This window comes from Enterobacter sp. RIT418 (assembly GCF_003057745.1).
Classification (GTDB): domain Bacteria; phylum Pseudomonadota; class Gammaproteobacteria; order Enterobacterales; family Enterobacteriaceae; genus Enterobacter.
In genome coordinates this window covers 126,489-139,690 of record NZ_QBJD02000014.1, presented here as the reverse complement: position 1 = coordinate 139,690, position 13,202 = coordinate 126,489, and the positions used below count along the sequence as shown (strand labels likewise).

At 57.7% G+C, this 13,202-nt stretch carries 14 protein-coding genes; 2 read left to right on the top strand and 12 right to left on the bottom strand.

The window, feature by feature from the left end:
* The 4 genes from DBY73_RS16740 to soxR all read right to left on the bottom strand — a co-directional run.
* The coding region (locus DBY73_RS16740) for a Na+/H+ antiporter (RefSeq protein WP_112012199.1) at window positions 1–1,640 on the bottom strand (1,640 nt) is incomplete at its 3' end.
* A 151-nt stretch (window positions 1,641–1,791) separates the two neighbouring features.
* Entirely contained in the window at window positions 1,792–3,141 is a 1,350-nt protein-coding gene (gene ghxP / locus DBY73_RS16735; RefSeq protein ID WP_112012194.1) for a guanine/hypoxanthine transporter GhxP, read from the bottom strand.
* 301 nt (window positions 3,142–3,442) lie between these two features.
* The gene (locus DBY73_RS16730) at window positions 3,443–4,108 is read right to left on the bottom strand and encodes a glutathione S-transferase (protein WP_112012193.1); all 666 of its coding nucleotides are present in this window, start codon (window positions 4,106–4,108) and stop codon (window positions 3,443–3,445) included.
* A gap of 300 nt (window positions 4,109–4,408) precedes the next feature.
* The gene (gene soxR / locus DBY73_RS16725; RefSeq protein ID WP_112012192.1) at window positions 4,409–4,867 is read right to left on the bottom strand and encodes a redox-sensitive transcriptional activator SoxR; all 459 of its coding nucleotides are present in this window, start codon (window positions 4,865–4,867) and stop codon (window positions 4,409–4,411) included.
* Window positions 4,868–4,965: 98 nt separating this feature from the next.
* On the opposite strand from soxR, the gene soxS reads away from it, so the two are divergent.
* Complete coding sequence (gene soxS / locus DBY73_RS16720) at window positions 4,966–5,292, top strand: superoxide response transcriptional regulator SoxS (RefSeq protein WP_112012191.1); 327 nt, start codon at window positions 4,966–4,968, stop codon at window positions 5,290–5,292.
* On the opposite strand, the gene DBY73_RS16715 is transcribed toward soxS, so the two are convergent.
* Window positions 5,289–6,863 (bottom strand): EAL domain-containing protein, encoded by a 1,575-nt coding sequence (locus DBY73_RS16715; protein ID WP_112012190.1) that lies wholly within the window; start codon window positions 6,861–6,863, stop codon window positions 5,289–5,291. The genes soxS and DBY73_RS16715 overlap by 4 nt on opposite strands.
* Before the next feature lie 599 nt (window positions 6,864–7,462).
* Here DBY73_RS16715 and DBY73_RS16705 point away from each other — a divergent pair.
* Window positions 7,463–7,744 (top strand): YjcB family protein, encoded by a 282-nt coding sequence (locus tag DBY73_RS16705; protein ID WP_112012188.1) that lies wholly within the window; start codon window positions 7,463–7,465, stop codon window positions 7,742–7,744.
* Window positions 7,745–7,780: 36 nt separating this feature from the next.
* Here the strand turns inward: DBY73_RS16705 and DBY73_RS16700 are convergent, their stop codons facing one another.
* The 7 genes from DBY73_RS16700 to DBY73_RS16670 form a co-directional block, all read right to left on the bottom strand.
* Entirely contained in the window at window positions 7,781–8,308 is a 528-nt protein-coding gene (locus tag DBY73_RS16700; protein ID WP_112012187.1) for a hypothetical protein, read from the bottom strand.
* Window positions 8,301–9,350 carry a plasmid segregation protein ParM domain-containing protein gene (gene parM, locus DBY73_RS16695; protein WP_112012186.1) on the bottom strand — a complete coding sequence of 350 codons (1,050 nt, stop codon included), beginning with the start codon at window positions 9,348–9,350 and terminating at the stop codon, window positions 8,301–8,303. The genes DBY73_RS16700 and parM overlap by 8 nt, the downstream gene beginning before the upstream one ends.
* 83 nt (window positions 9,351–9,433) lie before the next feature.
* The gene (locus tag DBY73_RS16690) at window positions 9,434–10,198 is read right to left on the bottom strand and encodes a C40 family peptidase (RefSeq protein ID WP_112012185.1); all 765 of its coding nucleotides are present in this window, start codon (window positions 10,196–10,198) and stop codon (window positions 9,434–9,436) included.
* Window positions 10,199–10,209: 11 nt separating this feature from the next.
* Window positions 10,210–11,139 carry a putative lateral flagellar export/assembly protein LafU gene (lafU, locus tag DBY73_RS16685; protein ID WP_112012184.1) on the bottom strand — a complete coding sequence of 310 codons (930 nt, stop codon included), beginning with the start codon at window positions 11,137–11,139 and terminating at the stop codon, window positions 10,210–10,212.
* A complete protein-coding gene (motA, locus tag DBY73_RS16680; RefSeq protein WP_112012183.1) occupies window positions 11,139–12,002 on the bottom strand; it encodes a flagellar motor stator protein MotA in 864 nt (287 codons plus the stop codon). The genes lafU and motA overlap by 1 nt, the downstream gene beginning before the upstream one ends.
* Before the next feature lie 7 nt (window positions 12,003–12,009).
* Window positions 12,010–12,705 carry a FliA/WhiG family RNA polymerase sigma factor gene (locus DBY73_RS16675; protein WP_112012182.1) on the bottom strand — a complete coding sequence of 232 codons (696 nt, stop codon included), beginning with the start codon at window positions 12,703–12,705 and terminating at the stop codon, window positions 12,010–12,012.
* Window positions 12,706–12,724: 19 nt separating this feature from the next.
* Entirely contained in the window at window positions 12,725–13,192 is a 468-nt protein-coding gene (locus tag DBY73_RS16670) for a flagellar basal body-associated FliL family protein (protein WP_112012181.1), read from the bottom strand.
* Between the last annotated feature and the right edge of the window lie 10 nt (window positions 13,193–13,202).

The following is a 13,202-nucleotide window of genomic DNA, read 5'->3' as shown; positions in this document are numbered from 1 at the left end:
TTATCGATTAACAACGCTTCCAGCAGGTCCAGATCGTGCAGCAGCTTTTGCAGCGTCTCGTTGCTGATCTGGCGCGTGGCGCGCAGGTGATACAGCTCGGCGCGCTCCGAACGCAGCGCCGCCAGGCGGAAGCGGCGCTCCAGGTTCTCTTCCTGCTGCGAGCTTTCCACGTCGTTACGTCCGTCCGCGCGGCGGCGCAGGTTACCAATCACGCGCGAACTCACTTCGGTCAGTAGCTGATTGTCGATGTTCTCTTCCGCGTCCGCTGCAAGACGTTCTTCCATTTTCTGGATGGCCACAATCGCCACTTCGGCCGTGGCGGCGCGGGCAATGCGCTCCTCCTTATGCTGCTGGGTGTGGTCGCCCACCTCCAGGTGCTGGAGCAGAATAGGCAGCATCACCACGCCCACAAACAGCGAGAACAAAATCACGCCCGCCGCCAGGAACACCAGCTCGTAGCGCGCCGGGAAGACGTCTCCGGTGGGCAGCAGCAGCGGAATGGAGAGCACACCGGCAAGGGTAATCGCCCCGCGCACGCCCGCGAAAGAGGCGATAAGCAGCTCGCGCGTGGTCCACGAGCCGAACTCCATCGGCTTTTTTTTCAGGAAGCGCTGGCTGAAGTTTTTCATCGTCCACAGCCAGCCGAAGCGCACCAGCATCAGCGCCATGTAGATCAGCACGATGTCGGTAAACAGCATCCAGGTTTCAACGTTCGGGTCGGCTTCTGCCGCCACCAGCGAGGACTCCAGAATGCCCGGCAGCTGCAGGCCCAACAGCAGGAACACCATACCGTTAAACACAAACTCCAGCATCGCCCAGGTGCTGTTGGCGCGCAGGCGCATTGCCAGCGGTGCGGTGCGCATCACGCCGGAACGGGTGATGGTCATCCCCGCCGCGACGGCCGCCAGGATGCCCGACACGCCGATGTGTTCGGCAATCAGGTATGAGGCAAACGGCAGCAGGAACAGCAGCACGATTTGCGTGGCGGGCTCATCGCCGCCCCAGCGGCTGAGGAAGCGCAGCGAACGGCCGTACAGCCAGCTGACCACAAACCCGGCCAGGATGCCGCCAATCGCGACCTTGAAAAATTCCAGCGTCGCGCCGCCGACGGTAAAGACCATCGTTCCCATGGCGACCGCCACGGCAAACTTCAGGGCCACCAGGCCGGAGGCATCGTTCATCAGCGCCTCGCCCTGCAAAATGCCCATAATTTTCTTTGGAATACGCCCCTCGCCGACGATGCCGGAGAGCGCCACGGCGTCGGTTGGCGACAGCACGGCGGCCAGCGCGAAGGCCGGGATCAGGGGAATGCCCGGCACCGCCCAGTAGATCAGGAACCCTATCCCAACCACGGTGACGATAACCAGCGCCAGCGCCAGGCCGAAGATCTCCCGGCCGTGCTCCAGGAACTCGCGCGTGGGCGTTTTCCAGCCGTCGGCAAACAGCAGCGGCGGAATGAACAACACGAGGAACAGCTCGGGGTCGAACTCAACGTGCAGGCCAAACGTCGGCCACGCCAGCAGCGCGCCGATAGCAATTTGCATTAATGGCAGGGGTAACTGAAAGGGCAGTACCCGTGTAACCACCCCGGATAGTGAGACCACAAGGGTCATGATGAGTATTGTGAAGAAGATTTCCATGCGTTCCCTGTTTGCAGCAGTTCTTATGTACTTCGAAAGGCGTCGTGCCTTTTATTATATCTTCCTCAGAGTAACGCAAAAGGCAACGGGATGGGGGCTGAAAATGAAAAACGGGCGGCCTGAGCCACCCGTTTTCGCATTAATGGATAAGTTAAATCGCCCAGCCGCCCGCGTAGAACGCCACCAGCGCGACGGCAATCACCACCGTGCCGACGTTCAGCTTGCGCCACTCGCCGGACACCAGACGGCCAATCACCAGCGACGCAAAGCCGATCATGATGCCGGTCACGATGTTGCAGGTCAGCACGATAAATACCGCGGTGATCAGGCCAGACATCGCGTCCACGAAGTCGGCAAAGTCGATTTTCGCCACGTTGCTCAGCATCAGCAGGCCGACGTACATCAGCGCCGGTGCGGTCGCATACGCGGGCACCAGGTAGGAAAGCGGAGAAAGGAACAGGATCAGCAGGAACAGCACGCCCACGGTGATCGCCGTCAGGCCGGTTTTGCCGCCAGCCGCCGTCCCCGCCGCAGACTCAATGTACACTGCCGCAGGAGAAGCGCCCACCAGGCCGGAGAACACGCTGCTCAGGGAGTCGGTGGTCAGCGCTTTGCCGCCGTCGATAATCTGGCCGTCTTTGTCCAGCAGGTTCGCCTGCCCCGCTACCGCGCGGATGGTGCCGGTGGCATCAAACACCGCGGTCATGACCAGCGCCAGCACGCTTGGCAGGATCACCGGGTTCAGCGCGCCAACGATATCCAGGCTGCCGATCAGGGAGTTACCTTTATCGTCACTCAGGGACGGCATGGCGAAAATGCCGGAGAAGTGGACGGTTGGGTCAAAAATCAGGCCAACGATAGAGATGCCGATAATGGTCAGCAAAATGCCGCCGGGCACCTTCAGCTTTTCCAGGCCGATAATCACCGCCAGGCCAATCAGGGACATGATCACCGGGAAGCTGGCAAAGTTGCCGAGCGCAACCGGCAGGCCGTCGAGCGGGTTTTTAATCACCAGGCCCACGCCGTTCGCGGCAATCAGCAGCAGGAACAGGCCGATACCGATGCCGGTGCCGTGCGCCACGCCCTGCGGCAGGTTGCGCAAAATCCAGCTGCGGATGCCGGTGGCAGAGATAATGGTAAACAGCACGCCCATCAGGAAGACCGCGCCGAGCGCGACCGGCACGCTAATGTGCTGCCCCAGCACCAGGCTGAACGCGGTAAAGGCGGTCAGAGAGATGGCGCAGCCAATCGCCAGCGGCAGGTTAGCCCACAGGCCCATCACGATGGAACCGACGCCCGCCACCAGGCAGGTGGCCACGAAGACGGCCGCAGGCGGGAAGCCCGCCTTGCCCAGCATGCCCGGCACAACGATCACCGAATACACCATCGCCAGAAACGTTGTCAGACCGGCAACGACTTCCTGGCGCACGGTGCTGCCGCGAGCGGAAATTTTAAACATGGCGTCAAGCGAACCGCCGGTACGCGCAGATGGCGTAGACATAGAGAACATCCCCTGAGAGTTTTTATAGGTCGTTGGTAAGCGTGGTGGCGTCTCCGCTGCCAGCGAAACGTCAAATCCATATACTGCGTTTGCGACGAAAAGGGCGTCACAAAAAAGCAAACGTTTAGCTCCGCGCTTACAAAACGGGTGGTCAATTTAAGGCAAACGATTATCTAGCCGAATCACCGCCCTTTTCAACTGAACTTTCGCGTTTTTCGCTAAAATTCTCTTATGTCGATGAAGAAATAAACAGAGGATGCGCAAACGTTATCGTCCCTGCGCAATTTCGTTGCATTTCGTGCTATCCAGGAATATCCAGCGGCCCGCCCTTTTCCAGGGTTCGCTGCCAGCCGGGACGCATTTCCACCTTTTTCTTCCAGGCGTGGGTATGGGGTAAGTTGTCAATGCCGCCCCGCGCCAGCAGGGCAAAGACCGGAAAACTCATCTGGATGTCGGCCATGCTGAGCGTTTCGCCGGCAAACCAGCCGTTTTGCGCAAGATGCGATTCGATAAAGCGCGAGTGCGTTTCAAGCTGGCGATCGAGATACGCCTTTTGCACGCCCTTCCCGAGCGCGTTGCCCAGGGTTCTCAGGCCGAACGGCACGGGCGGTTTTCCGAGGCTGTTAAACACCAGCTTCATTAACAGCAGCGGCATCAGCGAACCTTCGGCGTAATGCAGCCAGAAGCGATACTGGATTTTATTGGCCGGGTCCTGCGGCTTGAGGCGAAAATCGGGATCGTAGTTCTCCTGTAAATACTCCAGAATCGCCCCGGACTCGGCGAGGATCAGCCCGTTATCCTCCACAACCGGCGACTTGCCCAGCGGATGCACTTTTTTAAGGGATTCGGGCGCGAGCATATTTTTCTCACGCTGGTAATGCACAATCTCATACGGCACGGAAAGTTCTTCCAGCGCCCAGAGCGCGCGATGTGAACGCGACTGGTTAAGGTGGTGGACCGTTAGCATCGTCTTCTCCTGAGTTTTATTCTTTTTAACTATAGAAAATCGAACAACATCACGAAAAAAATTTGGCGAAAAAATGGCCTCTGCGGCTGGCGAAACAGCGGCCTTTGCATAGACTTAAAGTGTCAGCACAATCCGGAACCTCACCAGCCAGCTCGACACGAGGGGTGCAGACGTCGGAGGAAACCCTCCCGTGAACCAGCGGGATAGAGAGAAAGACAAAGACCGGGAAAAACTAAAGCGCCCCTTGTGGCGCTTTAGTTCTTTTTGCGGCGCGGGGTATTGCCGGGTCGCGGCAGAAGGTTACTCTTCCTCCAGCAGCCGCGCCCCCGTACCCTGCTCGCCGAGCCTGTCGCCCGGGTTACGCAGCGGGCAATCGCTGCGCGACAGGCATCCGCAGCCGATGCACCCGTCCAGCTCGTCGCGCAACGCCACCAGGGTATGAATGCGCCTGTCCAGCTCGTCGCGCCACTGGGAGGAGAGCTGCTTCCACTCTTTTGCGCTCAGCGTGTGGCCTTCAGGCAGCACGCCGAACGCGTCGCTGATGGTGGCCAGCGGTATGCCGATCCGTTGCGCAATTTTGATAATCGCCACGTAGCGGAGCACGTCGCGCGTGTAGCGCCGCTGGTTCCCCGCGTTGCGGATGCTTTTAATCAGCCCTTTGCTTTCATAAAAGTGGAGCGCGGATACCGCCACGCCGCTGCGCTTTGCGACCTCTCCCGGCGTCAGGAGCGCTTTAATTCGCGGTAATCTCTTTTCCATAAAACCCCTTTACCTCAAGTTAACTTGAGGAATTATACTCCCCCGCAGAGAAAACGACGAATCAACAGAGATAGTTGTATGTAAAGAGGGGCAACCTTATGTCGCATCAGCAAATTATTCAGACGCTTATTGAATGGATTGATGAACATATCGACCAACCGTTGAACATTGATGTGGTCGCTAAGAAATCGGGCTATTCGAAATGGTACTTGCAGAGAATGTTCCGCACCGTCATGCACCAGACGCTCGGCGAGTATATCCGCCAGCGCAGGCTGCTGATGGCGGCCCAGGCGCTACGCTCTACGCAGCGGCCTATTTTTGATATCGCCATGGATCTGGGCTACGTCTCGCAGCAGACGTTTTCCCGGGTGTTCCGCCGCGAGTTTGACCGCACGCCGAGCGACTATCGCCACCAGCTCGGCTAGTGCGCTGAGAGTAAAGGCTGCTGCTGCCAGGTCATAAACTCCTGCGGCGGCATCGCTTTCGCGAAGTGCCATCCCTGACAATACTGCACGCCGCGCTTCAACAGCCAGCTGACCTGCTCCGCCGTTTCCACCCCTTCCGCGATGGTTTTGAGCCGCAGGCTCTGGGCCATCTCAATGATGTGCTCGGCAATCAGGTGGCTGGTGCTGTTGGTGGTCAAGGTATCGACAAACGATTTGTCGATTTTCAGGATGTCCACGTTCAGCGAATAGAGGTTATGCAGGTTCGAATAGCCGGTGCCAAAGTCATCGATCGCCACCTCATAGCCCGCCTGGCGAAACGCCTGGATCACCGGCGTGGTTTTCGGCACGTCGATAAACCCGCGCTCCGTCACCTCGATTTTGATCTGCTGCGCGCGCACGGAGAAGTGCCTGGCCTTGTCCGATATCATGGCGATCAGGCGCGAGGAGTGGAAATCGGAGGCCGAGAGGTTAATGGAAATATAAAGGTGCGGGTGAGCCGCCAGAAAGTCCCCGAGATCGCTGAACACTTCCTCCACCACGTAATCCGTTATCCGCGCGATCATCCCCTCTTTTTCCGCCAGCGGAATAAACTCGGCCGGGCTCATGACCTGCCCGTTAAAACCGGGCCAGCGCAGCAGTGCCTCCGCCCCAACGCAGCGGTTGTGCTTGATATCGATGATGGGCTGATAATGCACGCGCAGCTGGCGCCTGGCGAGTGCCCGATGCAGAAGACGCCCCGGCGAGTTAAGCTCACGGCGGGTGCGCGACCACACCAGCAGAATGATAATGCTGCAAATCATTCCCAGCGGCAGCGTCAGCGTGGCCTGATGATAAAGCGTTTCGTAAAAGCGTTTATTCGACGTCGAGACGATGGCGGCAATAGGACGTTTATTCGATTTGACCACCGTATAAAAACGGTCATCTCTCTGAAATGATGCTTCCTTATCCCGAATCATTGAATTTAATAAGGGAACATTGGCCTTTGTACTGACCGAGAAGAATGCATTTGTCACCGTGTCATACACTCCCCACGACAGCGAATTATCCGAAGACATCACTTCGCTGTAGGAAAGTGGGTTGACCACTACAACATAATTCCCGCGCTGCATATACGTCATTTTATAGCCGTTGAAAAAGGGCGTATCGCGATAATAATAGATAGCAACGTCGGGTTTACGGGTGTAATTGGCGGTGGGGATTACGTAAGGTTGTTCAGGGGTAAAAACAGTCGAACAGAGAAAATTCTGACCTTCGGCGTAAATTAAATCAGCGATGAAGAGGCGGCCGCGAACAACGTTTAGCATATATTGACGGTGCGCGGGCGTGCACACCTGGCCCTGATATTTCTCGGCGTCATCCCGAGCTAAATCAACTTCTTGAATAACGAGTTCAGTTTTGTCTAAAGCAAGTTCGGCAAATGTGCGTAACGCAGCGCTGGTTTCCGTCACGGCGCGCATCTGGGCAAACCATAGCGCAAGCATCACGGGTAGCGAAACTACCATGATGATCCCTAATCCCCCGAGCACCTTGCGCCGTGCGCTACGATTCATTTTCCGCTCTATATCCCTGATTGTTGTACGCCTGTAGTAATGAAGGCCGGGTGCTTCGATAAACAGGTGATTACGTTGCATGAATCATGCGAAGTTAGCAACTGACTTTTGGTATTAAAAATCTGAAATTTTGTTATGCCGATAATATTTTTCCGTAAGCTAAACTAAAAGTATTCATTCAGTTTTAATTAAGGAAAATAATATCCAGCCCGTCCGTTGATTTAAAGATAACCTTCCGTTGAAATTTTTTTTATCCCCCACCTCTCGCCGCCTGAAAAAGGCACAAACGATGCCCGGTAATGTTTGCTTTTGATTGCGCATATTTTCCGCGTTGATTTATAAACAATCCGCTGCGCTTTCCCTTTCCCGTTCTCGCGGCGTGCTTTCACGCGCTATCGGCAGGCGCGGCCTGGGGGAGAGTTCGCGCGCGAAGATAGCGTCCTCTGCCGCGGTTTCACCGCCCTTCCCGATCGTAAACGGGTCACTTTTCATCACCTTGACAGTGGCGAATAAAAGAGCAAACGTGATATAGTTCACAGTTATTATGTAACGAGAAACATTGTTTCATTGTATGCATCTGATCTGTCGAGGATGGGTTTATGGCAACCATTACCACCAGCATGGTTCTTCTGCGCTGGCCATTGTTGAGTGCGGTTTTGATGTTTTTAGCCAGCACGCTGAATATTCAATTTCGTAAATCTGACTATGCGGGCCTGGCCGCGATCAGCACCCTGCTGGGGCTGGGGGCCGCATGCTGGTTCGCGACGGGCCTGCTGGGCATTACCCTGCTGGATATCGCCGCTATCTGGGAAAATATGAAAGTGGTGATGGTGGAAGCGATGAGCCACACGCCGCCAGAGTGGCCGGTGGTCATTACCTGATCGGCTTTTCCCCTTCCGCTGCAAAGGGGAAGTGCGTCAAAAAATACCTTTCTGCCGGACCTTCTGCATTTTTTTCGTCGGCGTATCGACGTCGCTGAGCGCCATCTCCTCCGGGCCGCTGCTGCGCTCCGGCGCCGGCGGGCTGACGGTTTTCGCCGCCATGCGCAGCTGCTGAAGGGCCAGCTTCTGCTGCTCCATCAGCGGCCTGAGCGCGGCAATCTCTTCGCGGATCTTCTGCAGCTCTGCCAGCTGCTCCGACGCGGCATCGCTCTGCGGCTGCGCCTGAAGCTCCGACAACAGCGCCGCCAGCGACAGATTTTCACGCCCTAGCGATTCCGCCACGTGGTGGCAGAGCGACGGGTCCAGCAGGTGCAGCTGAAGCCCCGCAAGGTACACGTTGCGGTGAAACGCGCGGATTTCCATATTCGTATCGTCGATGTTGTCAGACTGATTCATCGACTGATGCCATTTTTGCAGCTGCTGCATCGCGCGCATGTCCGCGCGCGACTGGTCCGGCGTCAGGTGAAGGGAGAGATTTACGCGGCGGATTTGCCCCTTACGCATTCTCGCCCACCTCGGCCATCAGCGGCTCATCGACCGCCTCCGCGCCCGACTCCGAATGATAGAGGCAAATCTCGCGCGACAGCGCGCTCTGCGGGTTCTCAATGCTGACCACGCGGTCGCCGAGCGTCGCATAGGCCTCGCGGATCGCCCCTTCAATCAGGTGCGCGCCGCCGCCGACCAGATAGACGCGGTTCGGGTTTTTCGCGAATTTTTTCGCCTCGTAGGCCACCTGGTCGCCCAGCTCCTGAATCTTGATCTCAATCTTTTCAAGAATGTCGTCGATACGCGACTCATCGTTCACCACGCTGAGAACGAACCCGGCGTCGTGGCGGCGCTTGATAAGCTCATTTGCCACCAGGTAGCTGGAGTCGCTGTCCGCCGCCGCCAGCAGCTTGCGCGTGGCGTCCGTGACCATCGCCACGCCAATCTCGTTATTGCCGTATATCGCCGACACGTCGTCAAACTCGCCGACCACGATGCCCATATCCAGCGTCGTGCCGCCGCAGTCGATCACCAGCGATTTGGTAAATTCGTTCACGTTGGAGTTCAAAAGATGCGACAGCGCGGCGGGCAGGCTCTCCGGCATGACCTGAACGTCAACGATGCGGAACAGCTCGCCCTTGTTCAGGCTGATGTCGCGCATCAGGTTCTGGCGCTTCGCTTCGATACGCTCTTCGTTGCGCTGGCAATCGTCCGGCTTGTAGAACTGGGTAATCGGCAGGGTAACAATCACCTCCACATCGCAGGGCGCAACGCCGGTTTGCAGCAGCGCGTGGTGCACCGCCAGCAGGTTTAAATCGTCATACTGATAGTCAATGTGCGTGGTGGAGAGCGCCTTGTCTGACGTGGCATCGTAGGTGTATTTGGTGGTGCCGATGGTGTAGTTATATACCGCCTGCCCGCGCAGCAGCGCCGCGCTTTTCCAGTCCTTGCGGAAGGAGTTTGGCGAGACCACGGTTTTCAGCGTGCCGTTCTCAATCCAGCTGATTTTGACGTTGGTAGAGCCATCGTCAATGGCAAATTTTTTACGCATCTGGTTCATAACAAGTTTCTCAGTCAATCTTTTAAAATAAGGGGGCCATCCGTGGCGGCGCATACCTTGAGGGGGTATTCAGCGTCAGGCCGTTACAGCACGGCCTCTTCAGTTAATATCCGGCGGGCACCGAGGTAGTGGTCCTGCCAGAAGCGGTCCGAAAGCTGGCTCACGCGAATGTTCAGGCCGGTTCGCGGCGCTTCGATAAATTGTCCGTCGCCGAGGTAAACGCCAACGTGGTCGGCTCCCGGGCGCTGGTTGATATTGAAAAAGACCAGGTCGCCGCGGCGGAGCTTGTCCTGGCCGACGGGGTGCAGCGTGCGGTCCTGGAACATGCCGTTGGCGGTGCGCGGCAGGTTGCGGCTCAGCACCGGGTTAAAGGCATAAAACACCAGGCCGCTGCAGTCGAACCCCTGCTCGGGCGTCTGGCCGCCCCAGACGTAGGGCTTGCCGATCTGCTGCTGCAGCAGGCGGATAACCTGCTTGAGCGAGGCCTGCAGCCGCGGGCTGATCCGCTCACCCGGCAGCGGCTCCCAGATCATGTCCGTAGAGAGCGTTCCCGGCTGCCAGCGTTTGTGCATCGCCAGCAGCGCGCGGTTCTCCGCACGCTCAAGGCGACGCTGCTCGCTGATGCGGCGCTTCTGCTCCGGCGTTACGGGCACCACGGCGAGGCGGGTCCGCGACGATTTCAGCAGCATTTCCCGGTTGCGCTTCCTGATCTTTTCCGCGCGCTCCTTCTCCGCGGCGGTCATTTTTTCGCTGCGCGGCGCGGCCTGCGCGGGCATGCTGCATGCCATCACGAGCGCGGCGGCAAGCGCAAGGCCTGCGGCTTTCTGAAAGTGGGTAAGGGTGAACATCGTAAAACCGTTTATTTTTTCTGCGAGAGTTTATCCACGATCGGCTTAATGATCTTTTCACCGTGCTGGCCAAAGAACTGATACAGCGAGTCGCTGGCCGAGTGGGTCAGCACCATGATCTCAATGCGCCGGTTCGACGAGCTGAGCGGGTTTTCCGGATCGAGCAGCATCTGATCCGCCATGCCGCTCACCTGCAGCACTTTGTCCTGCGCCAGCCCGGCATTGGTCAGCACCTTACGCGCCTGCATCGCGCGCTCGCCCGACAGGTTGTAGTTGTTGTACAGATCCTGATCGCGAAAGCGGGTGGCGTCGGTGTGTCCGGTAATGATGATCTTGTTGTCGATCTTGTTCAGCGCCGGTGCGAACTCCGTGAGCAGACGCTTGAAGAACGGCGTCAGGATCGCGCTGCTGCGCTGGAACATTTCGCGCTTTTGATCGTCGGTGATCAGGATGCGTAGCCCCTGCGGCACAATCTCAATTTTCAGGTTCGACTGCGCGTCATAGGCCGAAGTGATTTTCATGATGATCCGCGCCAGATCTTCAATTTCGCGCTGCGAGCGCGTGTTCACGTCGTCCAGGCTTTCGCCCTTCGCGGCTACCGCCCGCATTTTTGCCGTCTCCTGCTTCGACGACGGCGCCTTATGATCCCCGCGATCGCGTTTTTCCGTCACCGCAATTTTGCCGCCCACGCCGTGCGGCTGGGTGATAGGCGACAGCGACTGGCCGTTGAAAATCGACTCGCCATTGAGCTGAGAGACGATCTCTTTTCGCTCCTCTTCCGTGACCGCGCCCATGATCCACAGCACCATAAACAGCGCCATCATCGCCAGCGTAAAGTCGGCAAAGGCTACCTTCCACGCGCCGCCGTGAAACGCGTCATGGCTTTTGCGCGAGGAGCGCTTGATGATAGTGGTATGTTCTTTTCCACGACCGTTGCGCATCAGGATTCACCCGTCATCTGGTTCACCCAGCCGTCCAGCGTCGCGAAGGTCGGCTTTGAGTCCAGCGGCAGCATTTTGCGCCCGGCATCCACCGCCAGCAGCGTAGGCTTACCGGCCACGTGGTTGACCAGCACGGTGCGCACGCACTCGATCACCGCCATCTGCTTCTTGGTGCGCTGCTCCATGGCGTTCGCCACCGGGTCCATCAGGCAGTAGCAGAAGAATACGCCGAGGAACGTCCCTACCAGCGCCGCCGCCACTTTTACGCCGATCACCGCAATCGAGCCGTCGATCGACTGCATGGTGATGATGATCCCCAGTACCGCCGCGCAGATCCCGAAGCCCGGCATCGCTTCCGCGGTGCGCTGCAGCGAACGGGACGGCTGGAGCAGGTTCTCTTCCATCGCCACCAGCTCCTGCTCGAGGATACCTTCCAGCTCGTGCTCGTTGATTTTGCCCATCGCCATCAGGCGGAAGTTGTCCGCAATAAAGGTGATGATGGCCTTGTTCTGTAAAATCAGCGGGTATTTCTGGAACAGCGGGCTGCTCTCCGGCACTTCGATATGCTCGTCGAGCACCTTCAGGCCGCCGTCCTGCACCAGCTCAAGCAGCTCGTACAGCAGCATCAGCAGCTGGCGCTGATACTCATCGGTATACTCGTTTTTACGCATGATGCCGCGGAACTGGCGGTACATTTCGGCCAGCACCGGCTTCGGGTTCGCCAGCACCATCGCGCCCAGGCCCGCGCCCAGGATGATAATGATTTCGCCAGGCTGCCAGAACGACGCCAGCCGCCCGCCTGACATAAGAAAACCGCCCACTACGCAGGCGAAAATGATGAAAATACCGAGAAACTTTTGCATATACCTTTCACTTCTGGAAAAAAGACTGGATCTTTTGAGCGATCTTTTTATTGAGCTGACACACGCGCGCCTCGGTTAAATCGAGGACTAACGCAATCTCTTTCAGGCTCATTTCCTGCTGGTAATAGAGGGTGAGGATCATCTTCTCACGCTCATCAAGGCTTGCCAGCGCAGCCCTTAACGTACCGCTGGTGACCATTTCGTCTTCCAGCGAACGGCCGTTCAGCGTTCCGTTCAGGGCATCCCCGCCCAGCAAATCATCAAGACTCTCCAGTGATTTGGCGCAATCCAGCAGCAAATATTCGTGGTACTCCTCCGCGGTGATGGAGAGATGTTGGTTGAGATCCTCAAAGCTCGGCGTTCTGCCAAGCTTGCGCGTGACTTCTCGTATCGCGTCGTTGATCTTATGGCTCTTCTGGCGCAGCCTGCGGGGACGCCAGTCCAGCTCGCGCAATTCGTCAAGCACCGCGCCGCGGATGCGCTGTGCGGCATAGGCGCCAAACTGCTCGTCAGGGTGGCCATAGCGGCGCAGAGACGTGAGCAGACCCATCAGGGCAATCTGCTCCATATCTTCTCTGTCCATCACGCTGCTGGTCTGCCACGCGAGCTGTTTCACCACCTTGTGAACCAGCGGCAGATAGGCGTTAACGTACTTCGCCTCATCTTCCGGCGTGAGGGCGTCGTCAGCGATAAAATCCATCATTTCCACCGGCCGCCGCGACTTACTGGAAAACCATTTTGCTGATGATGACGTCTTTGAACGGCATCCGCGTTTTCAGGCTTTCAAACCGCGCGGCATAAGCGCTCATCAGCTGTTCGCGCAGCGCCTCCACGCTCATCTCGCGCACCGCGTCGTACTCCTTCGACGACAGCAGGTTGACGGTGGCCCCGCGAATGGCGGGCGACATCTCTTCCGCGCGGCGCGTGTCGGCCGCGGAGTTTGTCGCCAGGGCCAGTTCGAGCAGCAGATAACGTTCTGAATCACCCTGGCTTTTTAACGTCACGACCACGTTTTTGATTTCAACGAACTCCACGACGCTCTCTTCCGACGAGGAGAACAGATCGCGAATAGCCGAGCCTTTTTGCTCGTCCTGGCTGAGATACTGGGTGCCGACGACGGTGAGTACGGCGGCGAAAACGGCGGCAATAAGGGCAATCACCAGCCCTAAAGAGAAAGTCTTAATTGTCATAATGGGTGTG

Bases quoted from the DNA above. Each gene is read 5' to 3' on its own strand.
- ghxP (WP_112012194.1), bottom strand. From the start codon at position 3,141: ATGTCTACGCCATCTGCGCGTACCGGCGGTTCGCTTGACGCCATGTTT.
- DBY73_RS16730 (WP_112012193.1), bottom strand. From the start codon at position 4,108: ATGCTAACGGTCCACCACCTTAACCAGTCGCGTTCACATCGCGCGCTC.
- soxR (WP_112012192.1), bottom strand. From the start codon at position 4,867: ATGGAAAAGAGATTACCGCGAATTAAAGCGCTCCTGACGCCGGGAGAG.
- soxS (WP_112012191.1), top strand. From the start codon at position 4,966: ATGTCGCATCAGCAAATTATTCAGACGCTTATTGAATGGATTGATGAA.
- DBY73_RS16715 (WP_112012190.1), bottom strand. From the start codon at position 6,863: ATGAATCGTAGCGCACGGCGCAAGGTGCTCGGGGGATTAGGGATCATC.
- DBY73_RS16705 (WP_112012188.1), top strand. From the start codon at position 7,463: ATGGCAACCATTACCACCAGCATGGTTCTTCTGCGCTGGCCATTGTTG.
- DBY73_RS16700 (WP_112012187.1), bottom strand. From the start codon at position 8,308: ATGCGTAAGGGGCAAATCCGCCGCGTAAATCTCTCCCTTCACCTGACG.
- parM (WP_112012186.1), bottom strand. From the start codon at position 9,350: ATGAACCAGATGCGTAAAAAATTTGCCATTGACGATGGCTCTACCAAC.
- DBY73_RS16690 (WP_112012185.1), bottom strand. From the start codon at position 10,198: ATGTTCACCCTTACCCACTTTCAGAAAGCCGCAGGCCTTGCGCTTGCC.
- lafU (WP_112012184.1), bottom strand. From the start codon at position 11,139: ATGCGCAACGGTCGTGGAAAAGAACATACCACTATCATCAAGCGCTCC.
- motA (WP_112012183.1), bottom strand. From the start codon at position 12,002: ATGCAAAAGTTTCTCGGTATTTTCATCATTTTCGCCTGCGTAGTGGGC.
- DBY73_RS16675 (WP_112012182.1), bottom strand. From the start codon at position 12,705: ATGATGGATTTTATCGCTGACGACGCCCTCACGCCGGAAGATGAGGCG.
- DBY73_RS16670 (WP_112012181.1), bottom strand. From the start codon at position 13,192: ATGACAATTAAGACTTTCTCTTTAGGGCTGGTGATTGCCCTTATTGCC.